At 71.4% G+C, this 16745-nt stretch carries 15 protein-coding genes; 8 read left to right on the top strand and 7 right to left on the bottom strand.

Annotated elements, in window-relative coordinates; genetic code table 11:
- Positions 1 to 18: 18 nt before the first annotated feature.
- Entirely contained in the window at positions 19 to 780 is a 762-nt protein-coding gene (locus tag A176_RS27080) for an SDR family NAD(P)-dependent oxidoreductase (protein ID WP_002635480.1), read from the bottom strand.
- A gap of 375 nt (positions 781 to 1155) precedes the next feature.
- Positions 1156 to 2022, bottom strand: a complete 867-nt coding sequence (locus tag A176_RS27075; protein ID WP_002635482.1) for a DUF2058 family protein — start codon at positions 2020 to 2022, stop codon at positions 1156 to 1158.
- A gap of 105 nt (positions 2023 to 2127) precedes the next feature.
- Here A176_RS27075 and A176_RS27070 point away from each other — a divergent pair, with 105 nt between their 5' ends.
- Together A176_RS27070 and A176_RS27065 are read left to right on the top strand one after the other, a co-directional pair.
- Complete coding sequence (locus A176_RS27070) at positions 2128 to 3153, top strand: hypothetical protein (protein ID WP_002635483.1); 1026 nt, start codon at positions 2128 to 2130, stop codon at positions 3151 to 3153.
- 238 nt (positions 3154 to 3391) lie between these two features.
- On the top strand, positions 3392 to 3736 hold the full coding sequence (locus A176_RS27065; protein WP_021781024.1) for a hypothetical protein: 345 nt from the start codon (positions 3392 to 3394) through the stop codon (positions 3734 to 3736).
- 18 nt (positions 3737 to 3754) lie between these two features.
- On the opposite strand, the gene A176_RS27060 is transcribed toward A176_RS27065, so the two are convergent.
- A complete protein-coding gene (locus A176_RS27060) occupies positions 3755 to 5275 on the bottom strand; it encodes a peptidase M3 (RefSeq protein WP_044889373.1) in 1521 nt (506 codons plus the stop codon).
- A gap of 131 nt (positions 5276 to 5406) precedes the next feature.
- Here A176_RS27060 and A176_RS27055 point away from each other — a divergent pair, with 131 nt between their 5' ends.
- Positions 5407 to 6351, top strand: a complete 945-nt coding sequence (locus A176_RS27055) for an RluA family pseudouridine synthase (RefSeq protein ID WP_002635487.1) — start codon at positions 5407 to 5409, stop codon at positions 6349 to 6351.
- A 4-nt stretch (positions 6352 to 6355) separates the two neighbouring features.
- Here A176_RS27055 and A176_RS27050 read toward each other — a convergent pair whose 3' ends face one another.
- Complete coding sequence (locus tag A176_RS27050; protein WP_226994443.1) at positions 6356 to 7036, bottom strand: glycosyltransferase family protein; 681 nt, start codon at positions 7034 to 7036, stop codon at positions 6356 to 6358.
- Entirely contained in the window at positions 6943 to 7374 is a 432-nt protein-coding gene (locus A176_RS40255) for a glycosyltransferase family 2 protein (protein ID WP_226994422.1), read from the bottom strand. Before A176_RS40255 ends, A176_RS27050 begins: the two co-directional genes overlap by 94 nt.
- A 22-nt stretch (positions 7375 to 7396) precedes the next feature.
- Between A176_RS40255 and A176_RS39155 the strand changes: the two genes are divergently transcribed.
- Positions 7397 to 9790 carry a hypothetical protein gene (locus A176_RS39155; protein ID WP_049872397.1) on the top strand — a complete coding sequence of 798 codons (2394 nt, stop codon included), beginning with the start codon at positions 7397 to 7399 and terminating at the stop codon, positions 9788 to 9790.
- 1008 nt (positions 9791 to 10798) lie between these two features.
- Here A176_RS39155 and A176_RS39240 read toward each other — a convergent pair.
- A complete protein-coding gene (locus A176_RS39240; protein ID WP_162492074.1) occupies positions 10799 to 11395 on the bottom strand; it encodes a hypothetical protein in 597 nt (198 codons plus the stop codon).
- A gap of 755 nt (positions 11396 to 12150) precedes the next feature.
- Between A176_RS39240 and A176_RS27035 the strand changes: the two genes are divergently transcribed.
- Positions 12151 to 13296 (top strand): hypothetical protein, encoded by a 1146-nt coding sequence (locus A176_RS27035; protein WP_226994000.1) that lies wholly within the window; start codon positions 12151 to 12153, stop codon positions 13294 to 13296.
- A 1-nt stretch (position 13297) separates the two neighbouring features.
- On the opposite strand, the gene A176_RS27030 is transcribed toward A176_RS27035, so the two are convergent.
- Positions 13298 to 14146 (bottom strand): PorV/PorQ family protein, encoded by an 849-nt coding sequence (locus tag A176_RS27030; protein WP_002635492.1) that lies wholly within the window; start codon positions 14144 to 14146, stop codon positions 13298 to 13300.
- A 60-nt stretch (positions 14147 to 14206) separates the two neighbouring features.
- Here A176_RS27030 and galU point away from each other — a divergent pair, with 60 nt between their 5' ends.
- From galU to A176_RS27015, 3 genes are all read left to right on the top strand, one after another.
- Positions 14207 to 15109, top strand: a complete 903-nt coding sequence (galU, locus tag A176_RS27025) for a UTP--glucose-1-phosphate uridylyltransferase GalU (protein ID WP_002635493.1) — start codon at positions 14207 to 14209, stop codon at positions 15107 to 15109.
- Entirely contained in the window at positions 15106 to 15861 is a 756-nt protein-coding gene (locus tag A176_RS27020) for a hypothetical protein (protein ID WP_002635494.1), read from the top strand. Before galU ends, A176_RS27020 begins: the two co-directional genes overlap by 4 nt.
- Before the next feature lie 140 nt (positions 15862 to 16001).
- Entirely contained in the window at positions 16002 to 16628 is a 627-nt protein-coding gene (locus A176_RS27015) for a glutathione S-transferase family protein (RefSeq protein ID WP_002635495.1), read from the top strand.
- Positions 16629 to 16745 lie beyond the last annotated feature (117 nt).

Here is a 16745-nt window from a genome sequence, read left to right as displayed (position 1 = left end):
CGGATTGGGAGTGAAGTCTCAGCCCACTTCACCGCCGTCGATGGCGTAGGCCGACCCGGTGATGCCGCCGGCCGCGTCCGACGCGAGGAACAGGCACAGGGCGGCGACTTCCTCCGGGGTGATGATGCGGCCCATGGCGTTCATGGACGCCAGGGCTTCGCGCGCCTGCTCCTCGCTGCGGCCCGTCGTGGCGCTGATGGCGGACGTGGCCCCGGCGAACATGTCCGTCTCCACCCAGCCCGGGTTCACGATGTTCACCGTCACGTGCTTCTTCGCGTACTCCGTGGCGAGCGCGCGCGTCAGCCCCAGCAGCGCGTGTTTGGAGGCGCAGTACGCGGACGTGTACTTCACGCCGCGCACCGCGGCCATGGAGCCGATGTTGATGACGCGGCCACCGCCCGCCTTGGCCATGGAGGGCATGAGCTCGCGGCACAGGAGGAAGGGCGCGGTCACGTTGACGGCCATCACCCGCGCGAGGTCCTCGGTGCGCGTCTTGGTCAGCGGGGCCGACACGGTGATACCCGCGTTGTTCACCAGCACCCGGGGTGGGCCCTCCGCGAGGATGCGCTGGGTCGCGGCGAGCAGCGCGGCCTCGTCGGCCACGTCCACCGCGTGTGGACGGATGCGCTCGCCCCCTTCTTTCTGGAGCGACGCCAGTGCGTCCGCCGAGCGCGCCAGTGCCCACACGTCGTGACCTTGCTTCGCGAAGGCCAGCGCCACGGCGCGGCCGATGCCGCGGCTCGCACCCGTTACCACCACCGTCTTCTGGGTCGTCGTCATGCGGCCAGACTAGCGTCCACACCGCACGCTGGCATCAAGGTGTGCTCGGCCCAGGCCTCGCCACGCGGTGGCCTCGGGGGCTGGCCCGGTGGGGGAGCACTGCATCTGTGTTGGCGCACGCGGTGGTGTGGCCCATCGCCTGGGTTGCTTCGCTGGGGGCGGAGGCACTGGCGGTGCGTTGGCGCGCGTGGTGGTTCGGCCCATTGCCTGAGTTGCTTCGCTGGGGGCGGAGGCGCTGAAGCGCGCTTTCGCGGAGCGGCGCCAGCAGGGCGGCCGCGAACAGGGCACACCAAGCACGCCTTCGTCGGAAGCACCGGCGGAACTACCCCCTCCCCGGCGTCATGACGCACGGGGAGGGGACAGACGGGATTCAGTTCAGCCGTTCTTGGCGTCGTCGCTGCCCGGAGCGGGCTCGGCGGCGTCGCCTTCGGCCGGAGCCTCGGACGTCTCGGCGGCCTCGGGCGCGGCGTCGGCCTCGCCTTCGGGCTCGTCGGGCGTCTCGACCGCGGTGCCAGAGGCCTCGGCGGCCTGCTGCGCCTTGAGCTCCTCGTCGTTCATGAATCCGACGGGGTTCTCCTTGCGGTTGAGGAAGCGCACCGACTTCTTCGACAGCGCGAACATCTGCTCGGCCGCCGAAGAGGGCACCAGCGAGTGCTCGATTTGCGCGGGCTCGGGGCGCTCCACCACACCGAGCTCGCCTTCCTCGAGCTGCTTCGCCTGTGCAGGGCTGAGCTCCAGCCGCCGCAGCTTGCCCTTGCGGGTCATGAAGTAGAACGCCGTCTCACCGGCCTCGACGGGGATCTGGGAGCCCAGCACCAGCTCGCGCAGGGCCCGGTCCAGCTCCACCTGCCGCTTGGACTCGGCGCGCTGGTAGGCCTTGGAGCCCGGCATGGGCGGCAGCTTGGGGATGGCCCGCTCCGTGGGAGCCGGCCGCCCGTGCTGGGGACCGCCACCATGGCGCGGGGGACCGAAGCCGCCACCGCTGGGACGGCCTCCGCCCTCGCGGCGGCCGGCGTCACGGCCACCGCTGGGACGGCCTCCGCCTCCGCCTTCGCCTCGCGGCGGGCCGCCTTGTGTCCGGTTGTCATCACGGCGGGGAGGAGGACGGTTCGCGCCTGAACGCCCGCCCTCCTGGGGACCGGACCGCCGGGCTTCCGCCTGGCTGGGCTTGGTCTCCACCTTCTTGGCCTGTTCCTCGGAGACGAGGCCCGCCTTCAATAGCTTGTCGCGCAGGTTCTGCATGAGTTGGGCGTTCTATCCCTTGCACGGCCGCACGCAAGCCACTGCTTGCCGCTCGTGTATGCCCCACGTAACTTGCCGACCCTGTCGTACCCTCCCGGAGGAGTCGTGAGCCGTCTGAAGAAGTCCGCCTTCACCTTTGCCGTGGCGCTGGCCGCCGCGGGCTGCTCGGACCCGGTCGACAAGGCGGCCAAGGCACGCATCTTCTCGCCGGAGGACCCCCCGAAGGTCGTCGCGTCCGCCCAGCAGAAGCTGCCCCCCGAGGATGTCGCGGACAACCCGCAGGTGGCGCGCCGCATCCTGGGCATGGACGCCGCCGAGGTGACCGAGCGGCTGGGCCCGCACCGCTACCAGGCGACGCTGGGGTACGAGTGGACCTCCGAGGCCTCCATTCCGGTGAAGCTCACCGAGACGCGCACCTTCCGGGCGGGCCCAGGCGGGGTGAGCGGGGACTTCCACGGCGTGCTGGAGAACTCCCGGGACCAGGGCCTGGAGGTCATGCGCGTGGGCGGCCAGGTCTTCGCCCGCAACCGCTATGGCCCGTACCGTCAGCGCCTCCGCGACCGCGGCATGGCCGAGCGCACCCGCGCGGAGCTGACCGGCGCCATCCGTGACTTCGACGGCCTCTTCCAGGGCCGCCTGAAGCTGACGCCCGAGGGCACCGTCACCCACGAGGGCCGCACCGCCTGGCGCTACATCGTGACGCTCGCGCCCGCCACGGAAGGGGACGCCTCGCGGCCCCTGCCGCCCTCGCCCCAGGCCAAGAAGGGCGCGGACGAGACGACTGTCCGCCGGGCCAACTTCTTCGCCCACCGCCTGCCGCGCTCGCTGGACGGCGAGGTGCTGGTGGATGCCGCCACCTCCGTGGTCCTCAAGGCCCGGCTGGACGGCCGCATCGGCGTGCCCGGAGAGAAGACGTCCGAGGCCGCCGAGCTGCGCATGACGCTGGAGGCCGTGCTCTCCGAGGTCGGCAAGGACCCCAAGCTCCAACCGCCCGAGGAGTTCCTCCCGGACGCGGACAAGCCCCAGGGCATCGCCGACGCGCTCGACACCTTCGGCCTCAAGCGCAAGAAGGGGACGGACGCGGCCGGCTCGGATGCGCCGCCCGAGCCCGAGGACGAAGAGGGCACCTGAGCCCGCGTGAGGGGCCCGGGCGACCCGGCCCCACGGGCCCGTTTCCAGGTGAACGTCTGGCTGGGACTCCAGGGTTTCCCTGGGAGCGATGGTGGACGCGCGCGCTACATCCCGGCAGCGAGATGTTGGAAGAAAATTTGCGCTGACTCTTGCGTCCTCTAGAATCCTCGACGGTTGCGGCCCGGACGCGTCCGACATGCTCGGATGTTCAGCGGGGCTTCACAGCAAGGGAGCGGCGATGGAGCGCAAGGTCGGAAGTAGCACGGTGACGGCCAAGGAGGTCAAAGCGGCGTTGGAGAAGACGCGCACGCTGTCGGCCGAGGAGGAGAAGGTTCTGCGCATGCGCCATGGTGCTGGCGCGTCCAGCAGCCGTGCGCCTCTGGCCCGTGCCGCGGGTGACAACGCGGAGCTGGCGGATGAGCTCCTCCTCATCGAGATGCAGTTGATGAAGGCGATGCGCGCTCGCGCGGGTGCCAAGCCCGCGGCCAGCGCCAGCAAGCCCGTCGCCGCCACGCGCGCGCGGGACGCAGCCGCCAATCCGACCAAGGACAAGATTGTCCGGGCGCTCCGCAAGAAGAAGTAGCCGTCTGGCGGAGTCCTACTACCGGTTGAGGATGGCCACGAGGCGCTCCCCGGCCTCGGGCAACGCCAACGGCGTGCCCGACGTCTCCGTGGCCAATCCTTCCGCGTCGTCCGTTCCCCCACGCGCGTACAGCCCCTTCAACCAGGTGGCGGCCGCGGGGTTCCTCCAATAGTCCTCGTCGAACCGCTCTGTGAGGCGCGCGGTGAGCTGGGTCTCCAAGGCCCAGGACCGCAGGTAGTGCGCCACGTAGAGCTGCGGGTCCACGTCGTGGAGGAAGAAGCCCGGGTGGGGTTCGACGAAGAGCGCGTGTCGCTGGCCGTCCGCGTATTCGTCCGCGCGTTCCGCCGAGGCGCCCTTGCGCGTCAGCGACAGCTCATACGACAGCTTCGCGGCGTGACGGCGCAGCAGCGTCAGGGCCTGGAATGCCGCCAGTCGCACCGTGTCGCGCGCGGCCATGGTGGGCAGGCCCAGGTAGCGCTTGTGCCATTCGGAGGACAGGAGCACCCGCTCGAAGACGGCGGCGTGGGCCTCCGTCACGGAGGCGTCGCCCAGGCGGCGCAGCTCCATGGGCAGCGTGTCGGAGACGTGTGCGCGGTGCTGTGCGTGGCCCAGCTCGTGGAGCAGGCCCGCGAGTCCGTCCAGGCCGCCCCGCGGCTGGAGCACCAGCCGGATGTCGTTGGGCACGCGCACCACGGCGACGAAGGGGCGCGAGGCCTTGCCGGGCCGGTCTTCGTCATCGATGCGGATGCGCCCGCCCGCGTTGGGCGTCAGGCCCCATTCGCCCAACCAGCGCACCACGGCGGGGAAGGCGTCCTCGCGCCGGAAGAAGCCGTCCATCCAGGGGGCCTGGAGCGCCGTCTGGAGGTCGTGGCGGCGCGCATCTCCCGAGGGGAGCGGGCGCAGCAGCGGGTCCACCTTCTTGAGGACGTACGCAAGCACGTCGCGGTAGGCGTCCTCGGTCTTCACGAGCATCCGCTGCGCGGACTCGGCCAGTGCGTCGTAGTCGATGCCGGTGACGTCCTGGCGCAGGGCGGGGTAGTCCTTCGCGCCCAGTTGTTCCGCCGCTTGCAGGGCCGCCTCGCGCCGGTCGCCGTAGCGGGTGCGGTTCTGCCAGAGGAACTCACCGGTGGCGCGCTCCAGCAGGGCGCGGCGTCCCCGGCCGGGTTCGCGCGGAATGCGGGCCAGGGCCTCACCGAAGGCGTAGGTCTGGTCATCCGCCGTCAGCCGGGCCTGGGACTCCAGTGTGGCGATGGCGTCCACGTGCCGTGTGGCGAGCGCGTCCTCGACGTGCGAGGCCACCACCTCGCGCACGAGCTGGATGCGGCGGACGGTGAGGGCGTCGTTCCGCGAGCGCGCCTTGGCGAGCGCCTCGTTGGCGGCGGAGAACGTGTCCGGCGAGGACAGCTCGGGGAAGGCGGCGAGGAGCTCGGCGGCGGACGACTCCGGCGGGAGCCCGGCGCCGTTCCGGTAGTGCAGCGTGGCGAGTTCGGCGAGGAATTCGTCCAGCCGCGTGCGCACGGAGTGCAGGGGGCGGTCCATGGGGGCGCGGAAGGTAACAGGAAGCGGGCGGCGCGAAAGGGTGATGCGCGCGTAGAGTGCCGCCGCATGACATCTGGGCCTGACGCGGGGATGGGAAACGTGGGCGGTGGGGCGCCGAGCGAGGTGAGGGCATGAAGCGACGGACGTTCCGGGTGGAAGGCGCGCTGGTGGGGAAGGCGGTGGACGCCGCGGTGGCCTCCGAGCTGGGCCTCGCGGAGGCGCGGGCGCGCGAGCTGGTGGGCGTGGGCGCCGTCTACGTGGCGGGCAAGCGCAGCCGTGACGCGAAGGCGCGGCTCGTCGCCGGTCAGGTGGTGACGGTGGTGCTGGAGGAGGGCGGGCAGAGCGCCCTGGCCGAAGCCGCCCCCGCGCCCGAACTGCGCGTGCTGTACGAGGACGCGGACGTCATCGCCGTGGACAAGCCGGCGGGCGTGACGGCCCAGCCCACCGAGGGCCGCGTGGGCGGCAGCCTGGTGGACCTGGTGGGCGAGAAGCTGGGGCGCCCGGCTGGGCTGGTGCATCGCCTGGACCGGGAGACGTCCGGTGTGACGGTGTTCGGGAAGAGCGCGGAGGCCACGTCGGCGCTCGCGGCCGAGTTCCGGGAGGGACGCGCTCGCAAGCGCTACGTCGCGGTCGCCGGGCCTGGGCTGCCCCTGAATGGGACGGTGGACCTGCCGTTGTCGAAGGACCCGTCGCGTCCGGGGCGTTGGCGGGCGACCCGGGCGGCGAACGGCGTGCCCGCGCTGACGGACTTCCACACGCTGTTCTCGGGGCCGGCGTTCTGTGTCGTGGAGCTGCTGCCTCACACGGGGCGCACGCATCAGCTTCGCGCGCACCTGACAGCGCTGGGTGCTCCGATTCTGGGTGACGCGCGTTATGGCGGGCTGCCCCGGGCCGGGGGCGTGGAGGCGGCCCGGTGTCTGCTTCACGCGCAGGCGCTGGAGCTGGGACATCCGCGAACGGGGAAGGTGCTGCGGGTGGAGGCGCCCGTGCCGGAGGATGTGATGCGCTTCTTCGCCGCGGCGGGCCTCGCGGCGCTCACGGGGCCCATCCGGGCTTGGGGCCCCGAGGGGGCTTGAGGCGTCACGCCGCGCAGGTGAAGTCGCGTCCCTCCACCCAGCCCCAGCTCAGGAGGTCCTCGCGAATCTCCGCGCGGGCCCAGCGGACGCCCACGCAGACCAGGAGGTGGCCCTTGCCCGGGGCCCCCAGCTCCTGGGGCGCCACCACGGGGATGCCGTGGATATGGGTGCCCACCTTGCGAGGATGCACCTCCACGTATCGCTCCACGCGGGCGCCTGCTTCGTGGAGGAAGTACGTCAGCGTCTTTCCGCTCGGGCCCGCGCCCCACACCGTGCAGGGACGCCCATCCGCGAGGGGCCCTCGGCCTCGCGTCAGGTAGCGCGCCTTCATCCACATGAAGCGCTTCAGGGCGTAACGTGGATCGGTGCGCGTCATCCGCCCGTGGCTGTCGCGCCAGCGCAGCAGCACGTCGGGCAGGTTCTTCAAGGCGAAGCCCCGGTCGAGCAGCTCGAGCCAGAGCGCGTAGTCCTCGGGGAAGTCTCCGTCCTTCCAGCCGCCCACGGCGACCAGGGCGTCCCGGCGCAGGCACGCCGAGGGGTGGCAGAGGGGACTTTCGATGAAGCGCTCGCGGTCGAGTCGTTCGGCGGAGGTCAGGCCGTTGATCCACGTGGCATAGGCCTGGAGTGACGGGCTGACGGGCTGGTCCTCTCGGAACAGCTCCACGGCGGTGCCCACGCCCGCCAACCGGGGGTCCGCTTCCAGGGCGGTGAGGCTGGTTTCCAGGCGCCGGGGAGGGACTCGTCATCGGCGTCCATCCGGGCGACATAGGGAGAGGTGGCTTGCTCGAGCGCCAGGTTCAGCGCCGCCACCAGACCTCGGCCACCGCCGTCAAGGACTTCCACACGGGCATCTTCAGCGACGAGGTCGTCCAGTACCTCTCTCGTGCGGTCGGTGGAGCCGTCGTCCACCGCGAGGACCCGGAGGTCGCGCAGGGTGCCTGCCAGGAGGCTGCGGACGGCCCGCGCCACGGTGGCTTCGGCGTTTCGAGCGGGCAAGAGGACAGTAACAGCCGGAACGGGCATCGTTGTGTAGACTGTCGCACCCATGGGTGGCGTGAGAAACGGCAAGAACGCCGGCACGCCGGAGCACGCAGCGGTCCGACAGGAGGCGCTGCAGCCCGGCGCGTCCGGCGGCAAGGCCGCGGTGGATACAAGCGAGGTCGTGGACGGACACATTCGCGCCGCCGCGCGACTGCTGCGTGAGGGCTCCGCGGCCCGGGCGTTCGGTGAACTGGCGCGCGCCAGCCGTGGCCTGTCGATGACGCCGCGCCTGGCCGCCGGGATTGTGCGCATGGCGCTGCTGGCGGGCACCGAGGCGGCCGCCATCATCACGCTCGAAGCGGCGCCCACGGCGGCGTTCAGCCGGCGCGCGGTGCATCGTCAGCTCGCGAGGGTCCTGCGGCGCGTGGAGCAGGTTCCTCGTGCCATCGCCGCCTTGGAGGCGCTCCTGTTGGAGTGGCCCGACGACCGGCGCGCTCAACGCGTGCTCCAGGTTCTCCGTGCGAGAGCGTCGGGCGGTGGTGGGGTGGTTCCGGAGGAGGGGGCCACGTCGACGCAGGGCGTGTTGGCGAAGCTCCCCGTCCGCAAGGATGGCGCTCCGGATGCGGCGTCGTGGGAGTACGACGACCGCGTCTACCTCATCGAAACGGTGATTGGGCCGCCGCTGACCGTGGCGACTCCGGCGGGGGGGCAAGGGGCGTCGCCGACGGGAGCGGCCACCCGTGCGGAGGCCTCGGTGGTGGTGGAAGGAGGGGGGGCGCAGGGCGGCTCACGGACGAGCGCGACGGAGTTGCCCTCTGTGGTGATTGCTGTCGAGGCCGCTCCGGTCGGCGCTCCACGCAAGAGTGCGACGGAGCTTCCCGAGGTGGAGACGCCGCTTGTTGGCTCTGAGCCGAAGGTGAGCGGTCCGCGCACGAGTGCAGCGGAGCTTTCCGCAGCGGGGCTGCCGCCTGTTGCGTCGGAGTCGCGGGCGAGCGGTCCTCGCAAGAGTGCGACGGAGTTTCCCGTCGTGGAGACGCCGCCTGTCGGCTCTGAGTCGAAGGTGAGCGGTCCGCGCAAGAGTGCGACGGAGTTTCCCGTCGTGGAGACGCCGCCTGTCGTCGCTGAGCCGGAGGTGCGCGGTCCGCGCAAGAGCGCGACGGAGATTCCCGTCGTGGAAACGCTGCCTGTCGTCGCTGAGCCGCAGGTGAGCGGTCCGCGCAAGAGCGCGACGGAGTGGCCCTCTGTGGGGGCGTCACCCGCTCCTGCTGTCTCTCGCCCGGGGGGCTCGCGCAAGAGCGTGACGGAGCTGCCCGCGGCAGAGCTGTCGTCCAGCGCTTCCGATGCTCCGACGAATCCGGCACGGAAGAGCGTGACGGAGCTGCCTGCGGCGGAGTTGGCGTCTGGCGATACGTCTGAGGCCACTCGCCAAAGCGCAACGGAGTCATCCGTTGTGGCGACTCCCTCCGGTGATTCTGTCGCGCACGCAAGCGGTTCGAATGTGAGTGCGACGGAGACTCCCTCTGAGAGGAAGCCGCCTGTTGCTGCCGGCTCGCGGTCGATGGCGGTGCCACCAGGAGGCGCCGCGCCCGAGCTGGAGGGCGTCGAAGCACAGGTGCCTGCGACGGGCGTGGCGTCACCGAGCACGTCGTTGGAGTCTCACAAGACGGTGTTGGAGCTGCCGGCGATAAACATCCCCGTGGCGCAAGCCCCCAGGACGCTGGTGGAGCTACCGGCGATCTCCGTGCCTCCGCGTGCGTTGGATTTCGAGGCGCGCAAGACGGAAGTGGAGATGCCCGCACTGGGCGCGGATGTGCTGGTCCCCCGCACCGAGCCGGCCCGTGAGTTCGCGTTCAAGAGCGAGGCGCTGTCCGTTCCCTGGACAGACAGTCCGGACGACGACGGGCCCACAGCCCTACGAAGTTCGCAGCCTGCCGCGACGTGGCACGACGCCTCGGCGTCGGACGAAGTCACCTCCGAAGCTCAACCGTTCCACCTCGCTGATGCGCCACCTCCCGTTCCTCCGCGAGCGTCTGCGCCTGCGAAGGCCGAGCGACGGAAGACACCGGTCGCTTCGGAGGCGCTGCCTGCTGCTGTCGCATCCAAGGTGGATCCCGCTGTCGACTCGCGGTCGGGAACCATGGAGGTGTCCCTGGCGGAGCTGGAGGCGGCGCTGTCTGGCGGTCCCGCGACAGCGTCGTCCGTGGCCGCGCCCGCCGAGCCTCGTTCCTCGACGCACGAGGACGACAACGATGAAGTCACGCGCTCGCAGAAGGTCGAGGCCCAGCTCATCGCCCGAAGGGCATGGGCCGAGTTGGCCCAGCTCTATCTCAAGCGGGCGGACCAGGCGAAGGACGCCTCTCGTCGAGCCGAGGCGCTGACCCGCCTCGCGGAGGTGATGGAGAACGAGCTCCACGACCCGCGGGTGCCGCGCGGATGTACCGGGAAATCGTCGACCTGACCGGCGACCGCGCGGCGCTTCGAGACCAGGTGCGTCTGCTCGCGGCGCGGGGCGATGCATCGCTCGTGCGGCGCGCGCTCGATGAGGCCATTCGTCGGGCGCCCAGCGGCCGTGCACGGGCGGGCGCCTTGCTGACGCGTGGCGAACGCTGGCTTCACATGGGCGAGTTCAAGAAGGCTCGCGCCGATTTCGAGGCGGCGGAGTCGCTCTCGCCCGGCTTGTTGCCCGTGCTCGCGGGACTGCTCCGCTGTGTGTCCGATGCGGAGCGTTCCACCATCGCGGAGCGCCTCCGAAGTGCGCTGGCGCCGATGGCGCGGCGTACGCCGGACCGGCTGGAGGCGCTGCGGGTTTTGGCCCATGTCGCGGAGGAGTCGCTGCGCAACCCGCGACTCGCGCAATGGGCCTGGAGCGAGGTGCTGGCGGAGAGCCCCGACAGTGAGCAGGCGCGTGTGCAGCTCACGGCGCTCGCGCGGCGGCTCGGCGACACGACGGTGCTCTCGCAGTTGCTCCGTGCGCAGCTTGTCCAGGAGTCTCGTGGCCCTTCGGCGCGACAGGCCCGGCTGGAGCTGGTGGCCACGTTGGAGGCGAAGGGCGACGCGGACGCCGCGCTCGATGAACTGCGGCAAGCCGTGCGCTACGAGCCGGGCCACAAGGACGCCTGGTTGATGCTCGTGGAGCGCCTGCTTCAGCGAGAGCACCTGGGCGAGGCCGCCTGGGCGCTGGAGCACGCGGCCACCGCGACGGAGGACGAAGAGGAGCGTGAGCAGACGTGGGACCGGCTCGCGCGGCTGTGGCGCGAGGTGCTGGGCAATCCCGAACGCGCGCAGATCTACGCGCGTCGTGCGGAAGGGCTCCGTCAGGCGCGCGAGGAGCGTGAGCTTCCTCCTCCCGAGCCCCCGCGCTCCGCGACGCCGCGTCGCGAGCCAAGTGGTCCCCGGGCGCCGCTCGTTCCCGCGCCGCCCGCGTTGATGCACGCCCCCGCGAACGTCGAGCACCTGGCCAGTGAGGTCACGTCCACGACGGACCCAGGGGCGGCCGTTGCTGCGATGATTCCATCAGGGCCCGAGTCACGCGGCCCCGCATCGCTGCCCGGGAACGTACAAGCGCCCGCGCCGCGCAATCCCGCCTCTGAGCCTGGTAACGCACCGGCGCCCGCGCCGCGCAACCCAGCGCCTTCTGGAGGGTCGGCGGGTTCGGCGTCCAGGAATGCTGCGTCTGCGCCTGGAAACGCCCAGGCGCCTGTGCCGCGTAACCCTGCATCGGCTTCAGGAAATGCGGCAGCGCCCGCGCCGAGGAATCCGCCGTCTGCTCCTGGAAACGCACCGGCGCCCGCGCCGCGTAACCCTGCATCGGCTTCAGGAAATGCGGCAGCGCCTGTGCCGCGCAACCCTGCTTCAGTCCCCGGAAATGCGCCCGCGCCCGCGCCGCGCAACCCGGCCGCGGCCTCCGGAAGTGCGGCAGCGCCCGCACCGCGTAACCCTGCTTCGGTCCCCGGAAACGCGCCTGCACCGGCACCGCGTAACCCGGCATCTGTCGCTGGAAACGCTCCCGCACCTGCACCGCGTAACCCTGCTTCGGTCCCCGGAAACGCGACTGCACCGGCACCGCGTAACCCGGCATCTGTCAGTGGGACCGCACCCGCACCCGCACCGCGTAACCCGGCTTCAGTTCCCGGAAACGCACCGGCGCCCGCGCCGCGTGACCCGGCGTCTGCCGCTGGAAACGCGCCTGTGCCCGCGCCGCGCAACCCGGCCTCAGAGCCAGGGAATGCCTCAGCTTCTGCCCCGCGTGCTTCCGGTGGAGGAGAGGGCGGCCCAGGAGCATCGGCGCCACGCGATCCTTCTTCCGCTCCCGGAAACGCGTCCGCGCCCCGGCCGCGCAATCCCGCCTCGGTACCGGGAAACAAGCCGGCGCCCGCACCTCACGCCCCCGCCGCGAGCGGCGATAACGCGGATGCAGCGGGTTTCCCCCCGAGCCCCGCGCCGCGCAATCCCGCCTCGGCCCCGGGCAACAAGCCAGCCCCCGCGCCTCGCGCCCCCGCCGCGAGCAGCGATAACGCGGATGCAGCGGGTTTCCCCCCAAGCCCCGCGCCGCGCAATCCCGCCTCGGCCCCGGGCAACAAGCCAGCCCCCGCGCCTCGCGCCCCAGCCGACACCGCGGACGCATCAGGTTTCCCTCCCGCCGCCGCTGCGCCGCGAGCGCCCGCGCCATCGCGGAGAGAGCGAGCCTCGGCCCGTGCAGCATCCCCTGGCCGCGACGCGGAGCCCGCCGCACGGCAGGGCACGGACGAGCAGAGCCCGCAGCGCGCCGGAGCCATCGACCTCATCACGGGCGAGGTGCTGGACCTCAACGCGCCGTCGGTGCCCGAGACGCGAGTCATCTCCTGGGAAGCACCTCCGGGCCGCATGGACCCCGTGCGCCGGGTCGTGCGTGGCGCGCGTCCCGAAGGCACCATGGCCGCCCCGGCACCGGGTCGCACCTTCATCGCGAAGCCGCCAGCTCCGCCCGAGCCGCCCAAACCCGCGCCCGGCGCCGCGGAGCCCCGCGAATCCGCCGCTCCCGCTCCCGCCCCCGCCTACCTGCCCGCCCAGGACACCGAGCCCGACGGCTTTCGGCACATCCGGGAGCGCCCGCTGGAAGCGGCGCCGTACCGCGCGCTCGCGGAGTACTTCGACCAGCGCGGCGACCCCGACCGCGCCTCGCTGATGCGCGAAATCGCCGACGCGCTCGACGGCCTCGAAACCCCCGCGCCCAAAGGCCAGCGCCCGCCGCTGACGTCCGACGAGCGCGCGGGCCTGCGTCACCCGGGGCTGCGGACGCCCTCCGGCGAGCTGCTCGCCTGCACCGGAATCGCGCTCTGCCGCCTGTTCCCCGCCGAGGGCCGCGCCGCCGGCTCCTCGGAGCTGCTGCGCGCCACCGCGGGCCCGGCAGCACCCGACGTGCTCGACGCGCTGCACACCGCCGCGCGGATGCTGGATGTCCACCTGCCGGAGCTCGTGCTCGCGGAGGATGACGGTCCGCCCTTCACCGCCGTGCACGCGGGCCATCCGCGCCTGCTCGTGGGCCGCCTCCTCCTGCGAGAGTCCATGCCCGCGCCGGAGCTGCGCTTCCACGCGGGACGCGCCTTGCTGTCCCTGTCGCCGGACCTGCTCGCGCTCCGGGCCCTCAAGGGACGCCAGCTCTTCCGCGCCCTCGCGCTGCTGTCCACCGTGCTCAAGGACCCCCGCGCCACCGGAGAAGAGGCCCGCGTGGTCCGTGAGTCCCTCTCCCCGAAGGCCCTGGAGCGCGCCGTGGCCCTGTTGGAGCCGGGCACGCAGAACTTCAAGGCCTCCGCGCTCGCGGACGCCGCGCGCGACTCCGCGAACCGGGCAGGGCTCGTGGCCTGTGGCAGCATGGGGCCCGCGCTGACCGTGCTGCGCGCGCGCCGGGACAACGAGGCGGAGCTGGTGGAGCTGCTCCGCTTCGCCGCCTCCGAGCGCTACCTGCCGCTCCGGGCGCCGCGCTGACTCAGTTCATGTTCAGCTTGATGGTCAGCGCCAGCAGCCGCCCCTTGGGGCCGCCGAGGTCATGCCGGTAGGCGACGTCGATTCCGCCGCCGCCCTCGGACATGAAGCCGAGCCCCGTGCTGAGCTGGGACGTGCGGGTGAAGCCGTCGTACGTGTAGCCCGCGCGGAACGGGAACACCTGCCCGAGGATGTACTCCATGCCGCCGTGGTACGTGAACGTCGTCGCGTCGTTCGTCGTGAAGTCCGCGCGCACGTCGCCCGCGAGCGTCAGCAACCCCGTCATCACGCCCACGTGCGCCGAGTAGTAGCGGGTCAGCTCCTCGTTGCCGGTATCGACGAGGTTGTGCGCGGAGAAGCCCGCCATCAACTGCTGGGACAGCCGCAGGATGATTCCGGCGTCACCCGTGACGGAGTTGGCGAACCGCGACTGGCCGCTCATGCGCAGGTAGCGGACCGTGGCGCCGAGCATCAGCATCTCACTGACGGGCAGGCCCACGCCCAGCGAGCTCATGTGCGCGCTGGCGCGGGCGCCGCCGCGGCCCACGCTCACCCAGTGGTAGTCGAGCCCCATGCCCAGGCGGCTGGTGGCCGCGTCGATGACGGAGACCCCGAGCTGCCCCTCCTTCTTCTCGACGTCCCACCCGCCCGTGCCTTCGAGCCGGTAGGACGGGAAGAGGACCATGGCGGCGGGGTTGCCCAGCATCGCGTCGCCGCCCAGGCCCAGGGCCCGGTAGGCGCCGCCCATGCCATAGGCGCGCGCGCTCATGACATCCCGGAGGTCCTCGGCCGGCTGAGCCAGCGAGGTAGTGGACACACAGAGGGCGATCAGCACCAGGGAACGCAGCGACATGACATGAGCATCCTATCCGGCTTGATGGGGTCAGACGCCATCAATAGATTCGCAGCCCTCATGGCCTCCAAAACCCCGAAGGTAGAGCCCCTCATCCGCAAGTGTGTCATCCCGGCAGCCGGCCTGGGCACGCGCTTTCTGCCGGCGACCAAGGCGGTTCCGAAGGAGATGCTGCCCATCGTCGATACTCCGACGCTCCAGTACATCGTGGAAGAGGCGGTCTCCGCGGGCATCGAAGACGTCGTCCTCATCAACGGCCGGGGCAAGAGCTCCATCGAGGACCACTTCGACATCGGCTTCGAGCTGGAGACCACCCTGCGCTCGCGCGGGAAGGAAGGCGAGGCCGACAAGCTGCGCGCCATCGCGGAGCTGGTCCGCGTCGTCAGCGTCCGTCAGAAGGAGCCCAAGGGGCTGGGTCACGCGGTGCTGTGCGCCAAGAGCGTCATCGGCAACGAGCCCTTCGGCGTGCTGCTGGGCGACGACATGATTGACGCCGAGGAGCCGGGAATCCGCCAGCTCGCCCGTGTGTACCGCCAGTACAACCAGGCCGTCATCGCCCTCATGGAGGTGCCGGACGACGAGACGCACATGTACGGCATCGCCGCGGGCACGGACCTGGGCGACGGTGTCATGCGCATCGAGCGCATCGTGGAGAAGCCGAAGAAGGGCACCGCGCCCTCCAACCTCGCCGTCATTGGCCGCTACGTGCTGCCGCCGGACATCTTCCCCATCCTGGAGAACCAGACGCCGGGCGTGGGCGGGGAAATCCAGCTCACCGACGGTCTGGCCACCCTCCAGCAGCAGCAGGGCCTCCTGGGTTACCGCTTCAAGGGCCAGCGGTATGACGCCGGCGACAAGGTGGGTTACCTGAAGGCCAACATCGCCTACGCGCTCAAGCGCCCGGAGCTGCGTTCCGGCCTGCTCGAGTTCATGCGTGAAGTCGTGAAGACGGAGAAGCCGTGAAGCGCACCGTTGCACTCCTCGCAGTCCTGGTCTCCTTCGCCGCGGGCGCCTACGTGCTGCCCGGAAGCTCCATCATCCGTCGCATGGCGGCGGAGCGCGCCGAGCAGAGGCTCTCCACGTTGCGCGTGGAAGGCTCCCTCAGCTTCGGTGGAGCGTCGGTGAAGGAGGCTGGTGCCGCGCTGGGGACGCCCACGGACCGGCCGGAGGTGCAGGGGGATGGCGTGCTGTCCATCCGCACGCCCGGCCGTTGCCGCTTCGAGGCCTCGGTGGCCGACGGCAGCACGCCGTCCGCGGTGGTCCAGTCCGGAGGCCGGCGCAAGGCGCAGGGCACCGAGATTCCCGCCATGTCGGTGCTCGTCGCGCAGGTGTGCCCGCTGCTCGCCACGGGCAGTGGCAACGTGCAGGAGGTGAAGGAGTCGGTGCTGCGGCACCTCCAGAGCCTCGGCGTGGAGACGGGTCGCACCGGTCTGGCGCGCCTGGGCGGCGAGGTCGCCTATGTCCTCGGCGAGATGGCCGAGGGGCGTCCGCAGTTCTGGGTCTACAAGGATTCCTTCCGCCCGGCGCGCCTCCGCTACACGGACGCTTCGGGAACGGCCTGGGACGTGCGCTTCCTCGACTACAACTCGCCGGCCACCGGTGAGCTGATGCCGCGCACCATCGAGGTCTGGCGCGGGGGCCAGCGCAACCTGCGCTTCACCGCATTGAAGGGTGACAACCGGGCCAGCCTGCCCGACGCGCTCTTCACCCTGTAGACCGTCAGGGCCGCCGGGGATGACGCGCCCCGGCGGGAACGGCACTTTCCTGAATTCCTTGCGGCGCTGGAGGTGGCCATGAAGAGTGTGGCCCCGCCAGGCCGGGACTCTCCCCGGCCCGCCGCGAAGAGGAATCTCACATGAAGGTGTACGGCCACCCGATGAGCACGGCCACGCGCATGGTCCTCACCACCCTGGCGGAGAAGGGCCAGGAGGCGGAGCTCGTTCTCATCGACCTCGCGAAGGGCGAGCACAAGCAGCCCGCGCACGTGGAGCGTCAGCCCTTCGGTGTCATCCCCGCGTTCGAGGATGACGACGGCTTCCGCGTCTATGAGTCGCGCGCCATCATCCGCTATCTGGACCGCAAGCTGCCGGGCGCCGCGCTGACGCCGTCCGACGCGCGCGCGTTCGCGGCCATGGAGCAGTTCATCAGCGTGGAGCACAGTTACTTCACGCCCGCGGCGATGAAGGTCATCTGGGAGCGCCTCTTCAAGCCCTTCTTCGGCGGCGGCGCGGCGGACGAGGCCCGCATCGACGAGGGTATGAAGGGCGTCGAGCGCGTCCTGGGCCTCGTCGACCCGGTGCTAAGCAAGCAGCCGTACCTCGCGGGCGACGGCTTCTCGCTCGCGGAGGTCTGCTGGATGCCGTACATGGACTTCTTCGTCGCCGCGGGCGGCGGAACGCTCCTGGGCCAGTACAAGGGCGTGGCCTCCTGGTGGGAGCGCGTCAGCGCCCGGCCCTCGTGGAAGAAGGTCACCGGCGCCTGAGTCCCCGGTGCTTCCCTGACGTCCCGGGTTCCGTCTTCCGGCGGAACCCGCGAAACATGTCAGACCCTCCCTGCACTGTGGACCCCGGTAGCAGGACGGCTGGGGTTGGGGTGGCGG

Source organism: Myxococcus hansupus, assembly GCF_000280925.3.
Classification (GTDB): domain Bacteria; phylum Myxococcota; class Myxococcia; order Myxococcales; family Myxococcaceae; genus Myxococcus; species Myxococcus hansupus.
This window is presented reverse-complemented; position numbering and strand designations above follow the sequence as displayed.

Excerpts from the sequence above, each read along its gene's own strand:
- A176_RS27080 (WP_002635480.1), bottom strand. The coding sequence starts at position 780 with ATGACGACGACCCAGAAGACGGTGGTGGTAACGGGTGCGAGCCGCGGC.
- A176_RS27075 (WP_002635482.1), bottom strand. The coding sequence starts at position 2,022 with ATGCAGAACCTGCGCGACAAGCTATTGAAGGCGGGCCTCGTCTCCGAG.
- A176_RS27065 (WP_021781024.1), top strand. The coding sequence starts at position 3,392 with ATGGAGCGCAAGGTCGGAAGTAGCACGGTGACGGCCAAGGAGGTCAAA.
- A176_RS27060 (WP_044889373.1), bottom strand. The coding sequence starts at position 5,275 with ATGGACCGCCCCCTGCACTCCGTGCGCACGCGGCTGGACGAATTCCTC.
- A176_RS27055 (WP_002635487.1), top strand. The coding sequence starts at position 5,407 with ATGAAGCGACGGACGTTCCGGGTGGAAGGCGCGCTGGTGGGGAAGGCG.
- A176_RS40255 (WP_226994422.1), bottom strand. The coding sequence starts at position 7,374 with ATGCCCGTTCCGGCTGTTACTGTCCTCTTGCCCGCTCGAAACGCCGAA.
- A176_RS39155 (WP_049872397.1), top strand. The coding sequence starts at position 7,397 with ATGGGTGGCGTGAGAAACGGCAAGAACGCCGGCACGCCGGAGCACGCA.
- A176_RS27030 (WP_002635492.1), bottom strand. The coding sequence starts at position 14,146 with ATGTCGCTGCGTTCCCTGGTGCTGATCGCCCTCTGTGTGTCCACTACC.
- galU (WP_002635493.1), top strand. The coding sequence starts at position 14,207 with ATGGCCTCCAAAACCCCGAAGGTAGAGCCCCTCATCCGCAAGTGTGTC.
- A176_RS27015 (WP_002635495.1), top strand. The coding sequence starts at position 16,002 with ATGAAGGTGTACGGCCACCCGATGAGCACGGCCACGCGCATGGTCCTC.